Origin of the sequence: Alloscardovia theropitheci (assembly GCF_004332295.1) — a bacterium.
In the GTDB taxonomy this organism is placed as follows: domain Bacteria; phylum Actinomycetota; class Actinomycetes; order Actinomycetales; family Bifidobacteriaceae; genus Alloscardovia; species Alloscardovia theropitheci.
The window spans coordinates 126,778-144,525 of sequence record NZ_RXLP01000023.1; the positions used below are offsets into that span (position 1 = coordinate 126,778).

Below are 17,748 nucleotides of genomic sequence, written 5' to 3' on the forward strand. Positions count from 1 at the left end.
TGTTTAATCGGACGTAGAACAATCCACTGGTAGTTCTCATAATTCTCATGCAATGTGCACGCCCCCTAGCGACCCGATTACGTTCAAGGTTCTTATGCGAACAGCAGTAAACAGTAGATCTACAGCAACTTTCTTAAAAAATTATTTCTTTACTCCACCAAATCGACGATCTCGATTCGTGAATTTTTCGATGGAACGCCACAAAACCTCTCGCGAGCAATCTGGGAATAGCTCCGGAACGAAATCAAGCTCAGCGTATGCCGCTTGCCAAGGCAAGAAATTGCTCGTTCGCTGCTCTCCAGAAGTTCGGATAACCAAATCACAATCAGGAACATCTGGCAAATACAAATGGTCAGCGAGCATCTTCTCAGTTACTTTATTCCCCTTAATTTTGCCCTCTGCAACTTCCTTGGCAATTGCTGCAGCCGCGTCAGCAATTTCTGCACGCCCACCATAATTAATGCAAAAAATGACATCAATAACTGTGTTATTTTTCGTTTTTTCTTGAGCAATTTCAAGTTCATCGATAACGGATTTCCATAGCTTTGGTCTACGACCACTCCAGCGTACGCGCACACCCCATTCATTCATTTGCGCAACGCGGCGATGAATAATATCACGCGAAAATCCCATGAGGAAATGTACTTCTTGAGGTGATCGTTTCCAATTTTCCGTTGAGAACGTATACAAGCTTAGGTAACGCACTCCCGCTTCAATGGCGCCGGCAATTATATCGAATACAACAGGCTCCGCAGCCTGATGTCCATTAGTACGGATTAGCCCTCGTTCTTGAGCCCAACGGCCATTACCATCCATAATAACGCCCACATGTCGCGGAACAGCCCCATGGGTAAAGCTCGGGATAATTGACTTATCAGAAAAAGGCGCTGCTGGTATATCGAGCGAAGTGTAGTCTACGTTATCAAAACTCATATAACAGATTTTACCAATTGAAATGAGCGAATTGGTCGTTCAATATAGTATTGCGACCATTCCTCAACAATTTCCGGAACATCGGGATTTAACCCCGTTTCCTCAGTCAGACCAGAAAACGTTGCGGAAGAATGATTATTGGCCTGGTTTGAAGCAACGTCTCGACGTATAGAAGCAACGTCACGAGTTGTGACAGAAGGATTCGTAAACGTACGAGAGTCATCAGGGTCCGCACAGTTTCCTTCTTGCTCGCCACCGTCATGAGGAGATATATCACTGTGGTCATTATTGCGCAAAAGATCCCATCGCCCGTGAAGCAAAGCGTACATTTGTATGCGCGATTCTTTTGAAATTTCTCTCGCATCGAGTACACGGTCAGTCGAGCACATCATTCCACCAGACTGCGTGGAAAAGAATCTCAAGTCTGTCTGTCTTCCGCAGACCACACAATTATCCAAACGCGGCGCCCATCCTGCCATGGCAAGCATTCGCAATAAAAATGAACTTTCAATCATCTGAGCACTGTGTTCTTTTCTTGCTAATGAACCAAGCGCAGCTACCAGGAGGTTATAGTATGCAGTCAAATCATCAGTAAATGAATTGCCATACATACCATTTTTCGGTAAAACAGACTGACTAGAATCCGTTTGTGCGTAAGTCCCCTGTACGTAGACCCCTTGTGCAGAATACTCTTGCGTAGAAGAAGCATAATGGCTAGAAAAACCCGAGTAAGATTGTGTCGAATCTAGGAATTTATCTAAGGATTCAGCGATTACATTGGCACATACATAAGCATCGTAATCTGCTATTATCTCTCCCCCGTACGCATGAATCGTGTCTGCCTGATTGATATGCTGAAGTTCTCCTCGTCCCTCATGAATAAGGAATTTATTACGCGCAAAGGGTTCTAGTCGACCTCCGAATCGTGACTTCGTTCTGCGAGCGCCTTTAGCCACTGCACGAATTTTTCCATGCGATTTTGTCATAATAGTGACGATTCGGTCAGCTTCACCTAATTTAATCGTGCGCAGTACTACGCCTTCATCGGTATACGTTGGCATCAGTAAATAAACAATCCCCAGTAAGCAAAGACAAGCAAAACAAAGAATAATGCTTCAGTAGTGATATTGAAGTATATAATACCCAAACGCTCACTAGCAAGTATCGGTTGCAGTTTAGCTGAGTTTTTGCTCATAGTAGAATTTCGGGTTAATGTTTCTTCCTTCTTTGTACCAGCTTTCTTACTCTTCGTGCGTGCAGCGCGTACTGAAATTGATTCAAGCAAAGTCACTGCTACGAATGACCAGGTCACAATTACAAAAATGCACGCTGTTTGAATTGCATACCAACTCCAGTAAATCATTCCCGGAGCAGGAGGAGCCGCACCCCAAATCAAATTGACGACTCGCCATACGAGTTGCCCAACACCTGCGAGGAATAATACAAGCGCCATATATGTGACTGCGCTAACTCGCACCAATGTACGCTGATATCGTCCCACAAAACCAAAGACACGACGCTTTTGATGAGTAAGGCGGTAATATATCTTCTTCCCTACTGCGTATACACCGATAAGTAGCGAAGCCAAGAGCCATACCAACATAAGAACATGAATGGCTACGAAATACATCGTTAGAGGGCGATGTGCTGACAGATTTTCCGGAACGGCAATCGCTTGGTACACATCGGAACCAGATATTTTCGATGATGTCTGTTCCAATCCACGACTTACGCCCACAGCCCAGTCTACGAAATCATACTCATAATGATCAACGTACAAAGTCTTAGCTTGAGTTTGATCGCCTAAACGCAGTACATGGTTTCCAATTGGATATGTACGTATTGTTACATCAGAATTATTAACACTATGAGCGAGCTCAAGAATGCGTTGTACACCTGAAACCTGAGCCGTAAGAACATCTTTTGCGCCATACGCCACTAAGATAGGTACATCATATCCCTGAGGAATTTGCGATTCAAAATCGATATTCGTAATTGAGAAAGCAGCTGTATCCATGCTAAAAAGCCGCTGCACGAAAGCTTGATATCCAGGATTTGCACCCGTAATCGCAAAAATCTGTGCGACAGAAAAACCTAAAGAATGTCGAGGACTAAAGACCATCGGGCTCATCATTATTTCGAAAGCGATTCGTTTATCATCGCGAATAACGTATGGAGAAATCCATGTACCTTCAGAAGTTGTGAAAATTCCAACCTTATCGTCATCTACATAGCTCAGCGAGCGTAAATATTGAATTGCCTTTTCATAAGCTTTTGCTGACGACGGATAGTCTCGAGTCGCATCCCACGTATCCCATCGCGGTTTATCCATTACGATTGTAGCAAATCCAGCACTTGCCAAATCTGTGCCCACATCATTAAATGAATCATCTGCGTTCCCGGTTCCTGCGCCATGGATAAAGACCGCTGCAGGAATACCTGATTCAAGACCGGCCACATGTGAGATGACATTACCATTGCTGTCAACGGGGATACGAAGAATAATATTATCGTGCTGAACTTTTCCTGTTCCATCTTGCACGATATCAATCACATCACGTATTTCTTTGACTTTATACGTGCCACGCCTCGGCAGAGTCTGTCCGGTCGTATTATTAAACGTAATCGACGTATCACCTGAGGTACTTCGAATTGTTTGATTCGTAGGCTCTTTGTCCCACTGCATACTAGTCATTCGTGAGACGCCGACAAAAACACCCATCAAAATAGCAAAAATTACAATTGCAACAAGAAGCCGCTTAAACAGTTTCCAAGTGCCATCAGTATTATCGCGCATTTGCGCTATGAACCAGCGACGCGCTTTCTCATATCGAGATGAAAGCACGTCACTTATTTTTGGCGAATGTACTGATTGGTTCCGACGATTATTATTATTCTTTCGTTTCATCCCCTAAACCATTTTTTCGTGCGTCATTATCTAGATTAGGAAGATGGAATGGAACCGACTGAATGCTTCCCGTATCCATTAATGTGCTATAGTCAACGCTGCCATTGGTTCGAGTAGAACCCCGCTCTGGCTTATGCTCCGGCACAAAACTTTGAGGAATATCTTCTTTAAGGGCGCCAAACATGCGCTCTTCAGTTCTCGTAATCGCTTCAAAATCTGACGATTCATAGGCTTCCGAAGATTCAGGTGTCTCCTTGTGAGACCCTTCTGGCACTGCTGCTGTTGCCGCAGACTCTACTGATTCTGGTAAGGACAAAGAAACTGATGCTACTGGCTCATGCTCTACAGTCAGAGATGATTGATCTTCTTGCATGTCTTGCTCAGATTGTTCAACGTCTTGTCTGCTCATCGAGCCTAACGAAGCAATTCCATCTACTGGAGTTTGGAAATCGCCAGCATAGTTGACTGCGCTATCACTGATATGGTCATTTTCTATGCCGTTGTTTTCGATATCAATGTTTCCGTTGTCGTTCTCGCCTTCTACAAGCTCCTCGAGTTCTTCAAAGCTATCGTCATCATCGTCAGAATTCTGAACATCAGCATACCGTGAATTATTCGCGCTTAAACTAGACAATGATGAGTCAATAGTACTATCCATATTCTCGAAGAATGCGGAATCATACTCATCTACGGAAGATAAATGATCTATATCTTGTACTCGAACCGTTGATTCCATACGAGTAAGAACCTGTCGAATTCGATTCAAATACGCATCAACCTGTGCCTCATCGTATCCGTGATGACCAGAACGCTGAGTAAATGTCATCAGTTCCACATCTTGAGAACTGAAATGCGAAGGTTGAGTATCTTGCACACGGTGCGAAGTGCTCGTATTGTCCGACTGCCCCGAAACTGATTGCCCTAAGGCACCTAAAGAAAGTTGCGTATCGATATAACGAACTACTGCACGAACGAAAGAATCTACTTGACGAACATCGTAGGACGGAGTGAATCGGCGTGCGCGCGTGAAAGTTTTACCTTTTTCTCGCTTAGCACGCGCAATTAAAGTCAAAGCTAATTGCTCTGTCTGAGCAATCCACGCCTGGGTTCCATCATTGAGAATGGTCCAACGAGCTAACTTATCCACAACGGCATTTTCTAAGCGACGCAATGCGTCATCCACAGCTTTTGTATCATAGCCGTTTTTTTCAAGATCAAAAGAAGTATTCTGGATTTCTTCTTGCGTTGCACTTGGCTCTTCAGCTTCGTACTGCGTGCGAGCAGAATTGAGAAATTCATCGACCTGACTAATGCTATAGCCCCATTGATTTTTGGGAGCACGCGCAATATGACGCGACTGACTGTTGCGGCTATGCTCTTCTACAGCGTTTTCGTCTAGAGTTTGCATATCTTCAGACTGTGTATGGAAATCCGCCATGAGATACTCCTTTTTCTTAACTTCTATAAGAATACATCAGTACCCACTATCTAAAACACGCCGATATTTGCATGTGAGTCGAACCTCTGGTAACTTATACCAAGTCGGGCGATTAGCTCAGTTGGCTAGAGCGCCACGTTTACACCGTGGATGTCAGGGGTTCGAGTCCCTTATCGCCCACAAATTAAGGAGAACTTCGGTTCTCCTTTTTTCGTATATACGCTGTTCAACGCATCAATGGTGGTGCTAATTAAGCTCTTCTTGTTTATGGCATTAACACTAGTATTTTATTTATGTCTTTTGGGTGGAATGTACCTTTTGGGTAAAATACACCTTTTGGATAGAATCGACCATTTTTACCCTTACTAAGGCTACTTTTATGCATAAAAACGGTCAAAATTACCCAAGAATAGTAAAAGTAGTAGCAGCACCAAAGCAAAGCTCGCAAAACCAGTTACGTTTGAATTCCTACCCAAGCTTTCGCACGAACATCGCAAAAATTATCTATGAACGATATGCTTCTTCTAATGCGTTTTTAACTGCCAGAGAAAAGTAATGGGCCCCACCATCGAACGTTGGATGCACATAATCTTGAGCCAACAAATCAGTATGATCTTTTATCTGTCCTGCCCAGTCTGCCACAAAAACCTGTCCTCTGTGTGCGCCAGCATAGGCTGCTATGACATCATTGGATTGGAAAATCCATGAAGATGTTGATGGACCGAAACCATTAACTAAGATTAGTTTTCTGTCCGACCCAACTTGATTCAGCAACGCATCAAGCCATTCTTGACGCCACGTAGCATTTGCAGCAAGACCTACCACGACATAATGGCGTCTACCAACACTGGGATTATTATCTGCATCTGCAAGAAATTGCGCCGCATTTGCACCCGTACGATTCACTACCCCATCCACATAAATTCCCGGAAAATCTTGATTAAGCATCATACTTGAAGCTTCCGTTACCGAATCACCAATGACAGTTATATTAGCACCGATAATTTCTGGCTGATTGTGCATTTTCTGAGCCGTCTTGCCGGATTTAACAGCATCCTTTTTGCTGTTAGAGGTACTTTGACGTTTCTTTGAGTCAAGCCTCTTTTCTTTCGTACTATCCGCGGACTTCTTCTGAGTATTTCTTGTGGAATTCTTCTTAGATTTTGGTGACGAATCGCTCTTCGAATCTAGCCGCGAAGATTTCTGCGATTTTCCCAGCGAATCCTTCATAGCCGCATTCGCTTTTCGAGCTTCCAAAATAGTTCGTTGAGCGCTTGTCATCTCTGGTTGCATAACAATTGCACACCCCGAGAGCGTTGTAGCAACAGCAAGAGCTGCGATCACTACTACCCTACTTCGCTTTGATAGAGAGTGCATCCAGCCATAAGCAGTATCACGAATTATTGGTTGTTCTACGAATTTCCACGATAATCCTGCACATATAAATGTTAGAGCCACGATTATGACAGCTCTTACCCAAACATTGAGCCCCGGAACACAATACAGAGCTAGCACCGAAAGCGGCCAGTGCCACAAGTAGATTCCATATGATCTAAGCCCTACCCAACGCAACGGTACGAGTTGCAAAAAACCAACGAGTGACCTTTCGCTTATCGCCCCTCGAAGTTGGATAATCGCGTGTGTATCATTCGTAAGATTAAGCCATTGTGAGTAGGCAAAAGTGCTAGAAATAGACAGAATTGTCAATATGCTAGCGATAAAGCTAATAGCTGGCATAGGTAACAGCGTTCCAAGCGGAATACGCGACAGAGGAGCACATGACAAACACACTAAAGAAATAATTCCCAGCCATCCAGCGATACCAAAGAATAATGCCGTATAACGGCGATTATTCATACGTACAGAAATTATTTTTTTATGCGCTATAGCCAAAGCAGCGCCTAGCATAAGCCCATAAGCATGCGAATCAGTGCCCACATGGATGCGCGTTGCATCTGCACCATGCGCGGTTAATGCAATCGCCCACGTAAAAGATAAACCAGCAAGAACAAGCGCCACTACGAGCGCCACGTTACGCTTTTTGATCAATTTTGGCGCAATGAGTAACCACAGAAGTATAGGCCAAAGAAGATAAAATTGTTCTTCTACTGCAAGGGACCACAAATTTTTGAAAAGCGCAGGATTTGCCTGATCAAAATACGTCGATCCAGCAATGATTTCACCCCAGTTATATGTAAAGGTGAATGCTGTTATTATTTGCCGGCGTATTCCTACAAGTACATCTCCGCCTATAAACAACGCAGTGGAAACACTTACCCCCACCATGACAAAAACTGCTGGAACTATACGTCGCAAACGCCTTGCCCAAAAACTTATGAGATTAATACGTTTAGTACTGTCTACTTCTTGAATGAGCAAGTATGTAATCAAAAATCCTGATAATACTAAGAAGACATCTACCCCGACATAACCTTGTGGGAACACCTGTGGAATGAAGTGATATCCTACGACAAGAATTACAGCGAGCGCTCGAATGCCATCTAAACCATGAATTCGCTTACGGCTTCCACTCTTGCCGCCCTTAGCACTGTCATCACTATTTTTTGCTGTATCTCGATTCTTATTGTCATTAATTTTTATAACATCTTCATCGTTATTAAGAACAGAGTTACTATCTGTCTCATTATCAGCTTGAACGCACTTTACAGCTACGTTATTTTTTCCCACATGGATAGAATACATCTTCGTATAATTCGATTCCATGGCATGTCGATATTTACTTATTATTTACTGTATTTTACTTTGAAATAGCAATCAATGTTAAGAATGCAAAATTGCCATTCTGCCCACAACCAGGACCCGAACATACAAGAGCACAAAACTACAAGACTGGGGGAATAATGAGCATCCCCATTATTACCCCCGACGACCTTTATTCTTTTTATTCTTTTATTCGTTTAAGAGACTTCGTGAGAAATCTATTCTGCCAGAAATCTCGACAACTATATAATCTCTTAGCATATAGAAAGTGTTGCGAACCTATTGCCTCCTTACTTCGCCAGATTGTGCTCTTAGCCGGACTATAGCTGTGAATTGAATCTCAATTCATGTCGTTCCAATATAGTCAGTTCGAGCACAATCAGATCCAGACTTACCCGAATGTAGGATTAAGACCTCTCTCTGCGCGAATGAACTACACGTGGCTGAGTTAACGCCATCCCTATAGCGGCGCACAGAATCACGAAACTCACAATAGTCACAATCATGACGCCAGTTTTTGCGAGATTCATCTTCTGCATGTAATCCTTAGTAACCAACTTCCCCTGAGAATCATTCTTGCCTGGAGAAACCGGCACTACCGTTTGTCCCGTATTCGGCTGAGGAACGATTGGGTTTACCGGAACATTAGGATTCGGAGTTGGAGTTGGCTGTGGAGTCGGATTAGGCTGTGGGTTAGGATTTACCGGATTCGGATTAGGCGTAGGATTTGGTGTAGGATTTGGCGTCGGCGTTGGGGTAGGTGTAGGAGTCGGTGTAGGAGTCGGCACTACGACCAAACTCGGCAATGCATATGCTAAGTTAGCCGTTGCTAACAGAACGTTATATTCTGTAGCATCACTATGCTCAGCTGCCATACGTGCAGCATTAAGAACCTCGCTAAATTCTTTCCAACTTTCCGGCGTATACTCATTCTCTTTCAAAGCGGATGCTTGACTGATCAAATCATTAAGATCTTCCTTGTCAACAATTTGCTTTGAAGAAATCGAACTCACATTCGTCGTAGCTCGTAGCTCTGCAGCTGAAGCAAACTTATTCCTTTGCGAAGCTGATTGTCCAGCAGTTTCTAGAGCAGTTATCTTCATGCTCAGTACATTGTCAACTGGAGCAAAGCTAATCTTTTGCCATTCAGTGTATGTCGTAAATGTTCCTTCTGGCACTGGAACTTCTACGGCGCGGTCTTCAGTAATGAGCTCGATTTTAACTTTCTTAAGCTTGCCATTAACGGTTGCACCACCTGGACGAGGAAGATATCTCAAACCATTAACTGTCGTTGGCTTCTTAAAGTCAAAACGATACCATGCTGTTCCAGCACCTACGGCGTTCTCTCCCCAATCAGTATGCCAGTACGTGGAATAGTTATTATCCTGAGCAAAGTCACGAGGACCTTCGATGTCAGCATAATTTTCCTGTTCGCTACCCGATTGGACGGTATACGCATCGCGAGGTACATCGTATTTGTCGCTTGACTCACTTCCTGGTGCTGTTGCCATATACTCATCCAATGCAGACAGCAATCCGTATGCATTAGTGAAATCGTCAGCAGTAGCACCATTCTTATTAATCAGCACCCGCGCTTGAGCCATGGAATGTTCGAATGTCTTCCAAGCATTATCGCTATAATCAGCACGCTTGTGCGAGTATTTGCCATCCACATCACTTGCCTTAGCTGTCGCTTCTTCTTTGGAATGTTCCTGCTTATCCAAGGCAGTAATACTAAGATTATCGAGAACGAAATCTTTATATCCTCCGAAGTTTGCTGCTGCATTCCTCGTTCCGCGAGTATTTGACGCAACTGCTGTGGAGTAAATACCAAACCAGGTTTGATCGTTAACGCCACCGGTTAATTCGAATTCATAATGCTTGGTTTCACCTAATGATCCGGCTAAATTCTGAACGGTTATACCGTTTTCCGAATAATCACCATTACCTATAGCGAGCGCATAAATGTTGTCTGATCCTGACTGATAGTCGAAAGAAATACGATATTTACGTCCCGGTTCGAACTTCACGTTTTGAGGAATTGTTTGATAGACAAGCGTATCGTTACTGACAAGACCGTTAATTTTAACGGACCACTGACCTTCCAATACGTCATCCATCTTCTTCACATCCCACCCGGCTTGAGTGTATGGAGCGTGAAGCTGTGACAAATGAATACGGTTATCTTCTACGCCTTCGGATTCGGAAATAACAAATGGCCAGATACCTTGTGCATTATTTTCGAAATTATTTCTAAGCGTCATCACGTACCCGTTATCATCCGTTTTCAAACCATCAAACGCATTTTCTACAACTCGCACATCATCGAAATATGTATCTCCTAGATTCTTATGTGACAGCGTTAGATCAACGCGTCCGCTCTCAGGAGCGATAAAGAACACATACATATTTTGGAAATAACTGTTTCCATTCACGGTTGACGAATTTGTATTGTGCGAATAAGCCTTAACGTAATTCTTAGCAATACTTCTTCCCGTGGAATTAGTAGCCAATACCTTGCCTTGTGAGCTTATGGTCATTCGAGCTTGCCCATCACTGCGGTTATCGACGCCCACGTATACTGCATATCGCTTTCCTGGAACCAAATCTGTGAGTTTTTGCGTCGCAGAAATTGTTCCAGACAATGTGAGCATCGGATTACTGTGTTGGCTCTTTTGAATGTGCGCACTGCCTTTACCGCTCAAGCTCCAATTGTCTTTAAGACTTTGCTCTCCACCATTAAAGCCAGCATCTACGATATGCATCCCCGTACTCCATTGGAAAGAGTGCTGAATTGGATTGACATCGCCCTTGTAGACCACATACGGGGTTTGAGCTTCGGCATTGATTGTAACCGTGCCATTGACTACAGGAATAATCTTCTCTTCCGTTTTGCCCAAGTCTGTAAGCTTGTAGAGCTTTACCGAGGATAGATTGTGCCAGCCCGCTGGAAGACCCCATGTAGTGACGCTTCCTGAAGTATTCCAATGATACAGTTTTTGATCTTGTGACTTGACTAATTTACCACTTTGAGCATCCCATAGCCATGGCAGCAAGTATGATTCCGTACCACCCTGACCATTATCGCCGCGTGAGACAGCTCCTGAAGCAATCATTGTACCGTTAAGAGTTATGGTACGTTGACGATACTTATCCGAGTGAGAATCGTTGGATGCTCTAGCCAAGACTAGAGTATTACCATAATTGTCTTTTAACGTAATCTCTTCATTACCGTTATTAGTATTTGGATCAGTAACCGATGAGGAATCCAACGGATTATTAACCCAACGATATACCGTGAAATGTTGAATAAATTTTGTAGAAACGTCATGGGTGAACAGATTACGAATATATGCATCATAATCGTTGCGCCCCTGCCATCCTTCAAAATCCTTCATATTATATCCACCAAGTAACGGAGCATTAGCTGCGCCACCATAGGAAGGATAATCGCCTACCCAGCTGTCCTTTTGATGATTGCGAAGGAATCGCATAACTTGCGAATTCTCGCCCTTAACGCGAGAACCACCGTAGGTGAGATCAGCAGCCCAGTGCTGGAATGTCGAATCATACTCATTACCTGATCCCCATTCCGTAGTCATGCGCCAACCGTTATCGTTAATCATCTTTGACATCTTGCGAGTTTCCCATGAATCTTCATGATTTGATGATGTGAGATTTCCCCACACATCAAGATAAATGAAGTCCATGTTATCCCCGACTTGCTTCTTCAGATCTGCGAATCGTTTAGCACGAGCACCCGTTGCCAGATCATAAATGCCGTCAATGCCAACTCCCTGATCGAGCCAGTTCCACCCGTAATGTAGTTTTCCATTCGAGTCACGACGAACTGTATTATCGTTAAACGCTCGCGCTTCCGGATACATTTCAGATGCATTGACGTGTACTCCAAAACGCGCTCCCAGCTTAGACCCCTGCGACATAAGGGTATTCATATCTTTAGCCCCACCGATACGCATACCGATATCACCATAATCAGGATGCCCTGAATCATGGCCTTCGCTGCCGTATCCCTTGAGCAACACTGACTGACCCAAACCATCCGTGTTGAGTGAAACTTTCTTGACATTATCGAGAGTTGTAAGGAATGGATTTTGAGCTTGAGAGCCAAAATTCATCGCAATGCGCCACGCTACTAATTCCGGAACTTCTTCAGACTTATATGGATTATTCATAATCTTTCTGAAAGCGAGCGCGCCATCTTGCCAATTGATAGCGCCATCATTATTATCATCGCCGGTGATAACCACAGCCATTTTTGGCATATCCGTTTGTTCAACGGTATAGGACTGGTTCTTGGAATCTGTGACAACACGATGGTAATACCATGGCGCGCTTGCTAAGCCTAAAGATACTTGTCCAGTAATACGGTCAGTACTTGCCAAAATACGAGTATTGTGGCTTCCCCCTCGAACCGGTGCAGCCACGACTCGCCCTTCATGTTCTGAATTGCTCCACATTCCAGCACTGAGCCCTCCACCGGACACGAACGCATACATGTAATCGCGATCGTTCTTAGATGCCATGTTTGCGGTGATTGAGTAATTTTCATCACCGACCTTGTTCGTATCTGATGACATAACAGCGCCAGTAAACTGTGCTGCATCTTGGTCGCTTCGAACCGACACCAGACTATGGTGTGGGAAACTCAGCGTCTGTATTGGATACTGCTCCCCTGCATTATTGTCAATCTTGGACACCGCAAAGTGCAATGTGTTGTCAGAAACAGTAACATCAACGCTAAGAACTGCATCAATATGTTCTGCTTCATTCTTTACCGTCAGAGTATACGTAGCAGCTGTATCACTCTTTTTAGTAAAAGTGACATCCTGATCGTTCACACTGATATCAGTGCCATTAATATTTACTATGCGCACGTCCTTTGTTTGTCCGTACATAACACGTGAGCCAAGTTTCGTCATCGTATATGTATACACCGAAGGGAAGTTCGTCTTCAGCGCTACTTCCATATCTTGCGTGTGTAGAGTTTGGGTTTCAACGATGGTTTCTTTATTCAAAGTGATTGGATTAACTTCTACATTAGACTGTGTTACTTGTATCTCTTGAGCAGCATCGTCGTAGCCAGCTTTGCTGACATGAATTGTATAGGTACCAATTTCTACGTCAGGAATCGTGAAAGAACCATCAGACTGAGTACTCGTAGTCTTTTGCGAATTCTCATCTGAAGAACCTGTGGTATTCGAAGTGCTTATGATACGCACTGTCGCCTCGGCAACTGGGTTTTGTGCAGAATCGACCACTTTTCCAGATACTGAATAGCTTGGAACAGGAGCATAAGGATCGGTGACATACATATCAGTGAGTTCATCACCCCATGTGCTTGCTTTCATTGCAATTTTGTCTGTCAGCTCGGTCATGGCACTATAATCCACGTCGAAGGCTTTTTGCCCATCGACCATCAAAGTGGCGACATGGCCTGTCCATGAAATCGTAATGTCAGTATCCGTCTCTACTTCAGGAGCTGCAATACGATCGCCATCGAACCACACGCCGTCGCTGCCATAGCGTTGCCAGAACCAACCATCCCTATCGAAACCTATAAAAAGGCCATGTCCCGGGTCTTTATAGCCTAGGTAGAAACCAAAGCGATTCTTAGAGGATTCTTGGAAAGAGGCGATGCGAGCTGTGAAGCTACCAGCATTCGAGAAATCATATGAACCGTTTTTTATGGCGACTGCGGGATATTGAGAGGCATTGTCTACAGAATTGCCGTTACCACGAGCCGATTTGAAATGAGTCCAGCCCGAAATCTCTTGGAGAATTTCGGAACCTTTTGCCGTCGCTGGATCTAGTGTCCAAATCCACGGCTGGTAATTTTCAGTTGAACGTGCGCTCACCCCTGCATACGGCGTTAGGCTTTCGTTTGCTAACGCATGTGGGAGTGAGTCTGCTGCGACGGCAACCTGCCCTGCGGTAAGCATCGCTACAGCAAGAGCCATTGCCACCATCGCGGATACTTTCCTTTTCATATCCGTGAGACTCCTTTATCTCGTTGTGTTATGGTGTTCATATTTGGAAGTAAACACGAACATCCCCGGCGAATGAAGCAAAAACCCTTCATTTGCTTCACCTTCACAAGGCACTCAAATTCGTCATCGAAAAAATGCTTGTCTTATGAAATAACCGTGACTATAAGTTTACTAAACTTACAAAATTACTTCAATGCGCTCCACATGCGTTTCGACGATTGAGGTCAAAAATGAGGCGTTACGTTTTGCAAAAAACGCAACGCCTCATTTCACAATCAGCTCTCTAAGCTAACTAATTTTCTAATATTTCTCGCATAAATGCATCCATCTTATCGAGAGTAATTTGTGAGCGCTCATGAGTTGCTAATCCAATAACATACACATGCCCCAGTTCTCCCCATTTTTCAGTATCGGCTACATCTAACTCATTCTTAATTCCGAGCTTATCCAAGCGATTCGCCAAATCAACGTTTTCTGCGTATAAGAAATCATCGGTCGCTGTATTAATAAAAGTTGGAGGGAGCGTTCCAGCTTCAAGCAAAGCACTCGTTGTATCAAATCCAGCGAATTTATCACTAACACTCTCAAATACTTCTGCTGCAATTCCACGGAGTAAATCTTGGTCGCTCGAAGGATGGAAACGTTCATACAGGTTATACACACCACAGACGAGAAGGAGCCCCTTAATATCTAGACCAGCTTGTGGAACGCCTGTTTGCTCGCTCATCTTCGCGTTCGCTTCGATGACGGCACTATGCAATGCAAAGCAGCCACCCGCCGAGTCTCCTGTAAGGAAAAGTTTGCTTGTATCACCGCCGTATTGCGATATATTTTTCAACGTCCATGAATATGCATGTGACAAATCAGTGAGCATTTGAGCAAAATTATAGCGAGGTCCAGGTCGATAGCTTGGCAAAACCACAACATAACCACGATGGGCCAGATGCATAGCAAAGCTTCGATTGAGTTCGCGTAAGCCATATACGAAACCACCGCCGTGATCGTCAATTACTACGGGATACGTGTGATTTTCATCAGCATCTGCAGGCGCGAATACATCCAAGAAATGTCCACGATCATTATCATCGTCATACGCAATCGCCAAATGAGATTGAACATCCACAGGAAGTTGCCACGCAGTAATACGTGGATAATCCACTTCACATGAGCCTAAGCGCATCTGTACTGCCACACTCTTTGCGAGATCTGAAATATGTTCACTACCATCGCCAGATAAATCCTCATCAATGTATGACCACAGTTTTCCAGCTTCTTTCCAATCACCAATAGCTTTTGCTTGTTCAACGATGGCATATGCGGAAGAATTATCCGAATATCCCGGTCCCTGAGTTGGATTGCTTGGATTAGCAGACACATTCTCGCGCTCTAATGATTTATCCATAGATTGTTCTGTCATAATGTAATCCTCCTTCATGCGATTTGCATCATGCGACAATGCATTACACATGTGTACTTCGCTGTGCATTATGGGTTTATTCTTAAGACTATATCGCACTTTAAGCACACTATTGTTAAGGAGTCCGAGTGTTGGACTATCTTCCTACTTGTGCTCCATACGGTTTGAGTCCATTACTGTATAACTATTACCAGGTTTAAGTGGTTTTGTAAGAGCATCCTTAACATGCGCATAGTGTCTTTGTTCCTGTGCAACCTTAGGTTCAACAACACTTCGATAATAACTATCAGAAAAATCATTCATATGCTGAGCAAGATCAGAATCCGTATCCATTACTTTTTGAATACCCTGATTTATTGACGAGCGAATTTGTTCGAAATCATTCGATATTTTCTTCGATGCTTGAACATCACTCGTTGTTAAATTTTCAAAACGTTCAAGTACTTGTTCTAGCGTGAGCCCATTGATATACAACTGTTCATCTATTGCAGAGTACGGTAGTATCGCCAGTAATCTTTTCATATCCGAAATTGCTCTGCTTACCTTATCGCGTAATTCTTGTACAGTTTGGGTATGAAGAGTATCAATATTATGCTCTAGTTGACCGGCATGAGCAGCGACGGCATCCGAAATGAATTCGGCTTGGACACTATCAAGAACGAATTGACCCTGTTTACCGTGGGCGAATTGAGGAAAATGCTCACGGTAAAAACTTAAAGCAGACTTCATATCGTTAAAGTTGGGTTGCATCTCGACAAGCCCACCATCATCTTGCCATTGATAACCTCCCCACATGTGCTGAGAGATTTTATCTACACCCAAATCTTTTGAATCAATTCGATGCAACCGACCGATGCAGTTGAACACATCACCATATCCCAACGCAATAGCATCACGCTGATCGACGTAATTATGAATTTTATTCCTCAATTTCAGAGCGGTATCACGCTCCTGTGCCCCAAGGGTCGAATAAATATTTGGCCCCTCATACGCAAACACATTACCAATTTGAGAGGGGTTAGTTACTTTTACTGCCGCATACTGAGCACACATCGACCCCAAAGAATGACCATAAACATCAAACTGAGCGTCAGAATGTTCGCTCATCACTTTCTGTAACTGTGCGGCTGCTGCGCTCAATTGAGATGTAACACCCTTACCACCAGTAAGAATCTTATCAACCATCGGCACATCATTATCCAACCAATCCTTCTGCCAACCATCCTTACCCGGAGACTCAGAACCACGAAACAACACAGAATAATGCTTATCATCCGTCTTAACGACGTACATCCTCAAACCCGTAGACTTATCATCAACAACACTATCAAGGGAGCCAAGGGTCTTCTTTTCTAAACCTTTTCCATATGTTACGGGGGCTCCAATATCACTGGGCGAATAAGAATCGTACTCAACCTCGGCAATCTTCTTACGGTCCTTTTCCGTTAATATATTATTCATCACAGGACTTCTTTCTGATACGAGTTTCAAATCTTAGCAAGAGTCTCCACTAACACAGACTGTTAATTCCTCATGCTACGTATTAGCACTCCCGTTATCATTGTTTTATTCGCGATCTATAGCGTCAAGTTTCTTATATAATTCATAGGCCTTCGGAGACATTCCTTGAACATTGATTTCGAGATTTCTCTGTGGATTATCTTTTCCAAAGACCAAATGTAGCACCATATCCGTGTCATTATTCAGTTCTATTCTGACCATAATCCCACCCATAGGGTTATGCTCAATCGTATCGGTCAAAATCTTGTACGATTTAATTCGCCCCTTATCAGTCAGCGCATTCGGATCTGCAGAACGCAACTCATCCTCAATAAGTTTCCTCCCCTCACTACCAGTAACCACCGAATACATATAACCCTTCTCAACCAAACCAGGCACAAAAACCACCCCCACAACACACACAACAACAGTCAAAACAATCAAAATAACGCGGTATTTCCGCACAAAACTCTTAAAAGCCATAACTCATCACCTTCTATAACTGTACAGCTGCTGCGCTCAATTGAGATGTAACACCCTTACCACCAGTAAGAATCTTATCAACCATCGGCACATCATTATCCAACCAATCCTTCTGCCAACCATCCTTACCCGGAGACTCAGAACCACGAAACAACACAGAATAATGCTTATCATCCGTCTTGACCACATACATCCTCAAACCCGTAGACTTATCATCAACAACCTTGTCAAGGGTGCCAAGAAGTTTTTTATGCCCATTCTCCCCAAATCTAATCGGCTTGTGATGCTGCACGTCTATTTTTGTGTAATTATCGTATTCGATTCGAGCGATATCTAC

General features: G+C 43.6%; 10 protein-coding genes and 1 tRNA gene. 1 reads left to right on the forward strand and 10 read right to left on the reverse strand.

The features are described from left to right. Window positions 1-141: 141 nt before the first annotated feature. Genes EJ419_RS06135 through EJ419_RS06150 form a run of 4 tightly spaced genes read right to left on the reverse strand, consistent with a single transcriptional unit; the run spans window position 142 to window position 5,279 of the window. Complete coding sequence (locus tag EJ419_RS06135; protein WP_131284670.1) at window positions 142-933, reverse strand: isoprenyl transferase; 792 nt, start codon at window positions 931-933, stop codon at window positions 142-144. Next, complete coding sequence (recO, locus tag EJ419_RS06140) at window positions 930-1,994, reverse strand: DNA repair protein RecO (protein ID WP_131284713.1); 1,065 nt, start codon at window positions 1,992-1,994, stop codon at window positions 930-932. The genes EJ419_RS06135 and recO overlap by 4 nt, the downstream gene beginning before the upstream one ends. Next, window positions 1,994-3,841 carry an alpha/beta hydrolase family protein gene (locus EJ419_RS06145; protein ID WP_131284672.1) on the reverse strand — a complete coding sequence of 616 codons (1,848 nt, stop codon included), beginning with the start codon at window positions 3,839-3,841 and terminating at the stop codon, window positions 1,994-1,996. Before EJ419_RS06145 ends, recO begins: the two co-directional genes overlap by 1 nt. Continuing rightward, window positions 3,825-5,279, reverse strand: a complete 1,455-nt coding sequence (locus EJ419_RS06150; protein ID WP_131284674.1) for a DivIVA domain-containing protein — start codon at window positions 5,277-5,279, stop codon at window positions 3,825-3,827. The genes EJ419_RS06145 and EJ419_RS06150 overlap by 17 nt, the downstream gene beginning before the upstream one ends. Before the next feature lie 106 nt (window positions 5,280-5,385). Here EJ419_RS06150 and EJ419_RS06155 point away from each other — a divergent pair. Continuing rightward, a tRNA-Val gene (locus tag EJ419_RS06155) sits at window positions 5,386-5,459 on the forward strand. Between the two features lie 324 nt (window positions 5,460-5,783). Here EJ419_RS06155 and EJ419_RS06160 read toward each other — a convergent pair. The 6 genes from EJ419_RS06160 to EJ419_RS06185 form a co-directional block, all read right to left on the reverse strand. Next, window positions 5,784-7,967 carry an acyltransferase family protein gene (locus EJ419_RS06160; protein WP_165496260.1) on the reverse strand — a complete coding sequence of 728 codons (2,184 nt, stop codon included), beginning with the start codon at window positions 7,965-7,967 and terminating at the stop codon, window positions 5,784-5,786. Window positions 7,968-8,407: 440 nt separating this feature from the next. Continuing rightward, window positions 8,408-14,011 carry a beta-sandwich domain-containing protein gene (locus EJ419_RS06165; protein ID WP_205668838.1) on the reverse strand — a complete coding sequence of 1,868 codons (5,604 nt, stop codon included), beginning with the start codon at window positions 14,009-14,011 and terminating at the stop codon, window positions 8,408-8,410. A 292-nt stretch (window positions 14,012-14,303) separates the two neighbouring features. Next, on the reverse strand, window positions 14,304-15,428 hold the full coding sequence (locus tag EJ419_RS06170; protein WP_165496261.1) for an alpha/beta hydrolase: 1,125 nt from the start codon (window positions 15,426-15,428) through the stop codon (window positions 14,304-14,306). 144 nt (window positions 15,429-15,572) lie between these two features. After that, window positions 15,573-16,889 (reverse strand): Mbeg1-like protein, encoded by a 1,317-nt coding sequence (locus EJ419_RS06175; RefSeq protein WP_131284680.1) that lies wholly within the window; start codon window positions 16,887-16,889, stop codon window positions 15,573-15,575. A 105-nt stretch (window positions 16,890-16,994) separates the two neighbouring features. Then, window positions 16,995-17,411, reverse strand: coding sequence for a DUF1310 family protein (locus EJ419_RS06180; protein ID WP_131284682.1), 417 nt, complete (start codon window positions 17,409-17,411; stop codon window positions 16,995-16,997). 13 nt (window positions 17,412-17,424) lie between these two features. After that, window positions 17,425-17,748 (reverse strand): hypothetical protein (locus tag EJ419_RS06185; RefSeq protein WP_205668839.1); only part of this gene is annotated, 324 nt, incomplete at its 5' end.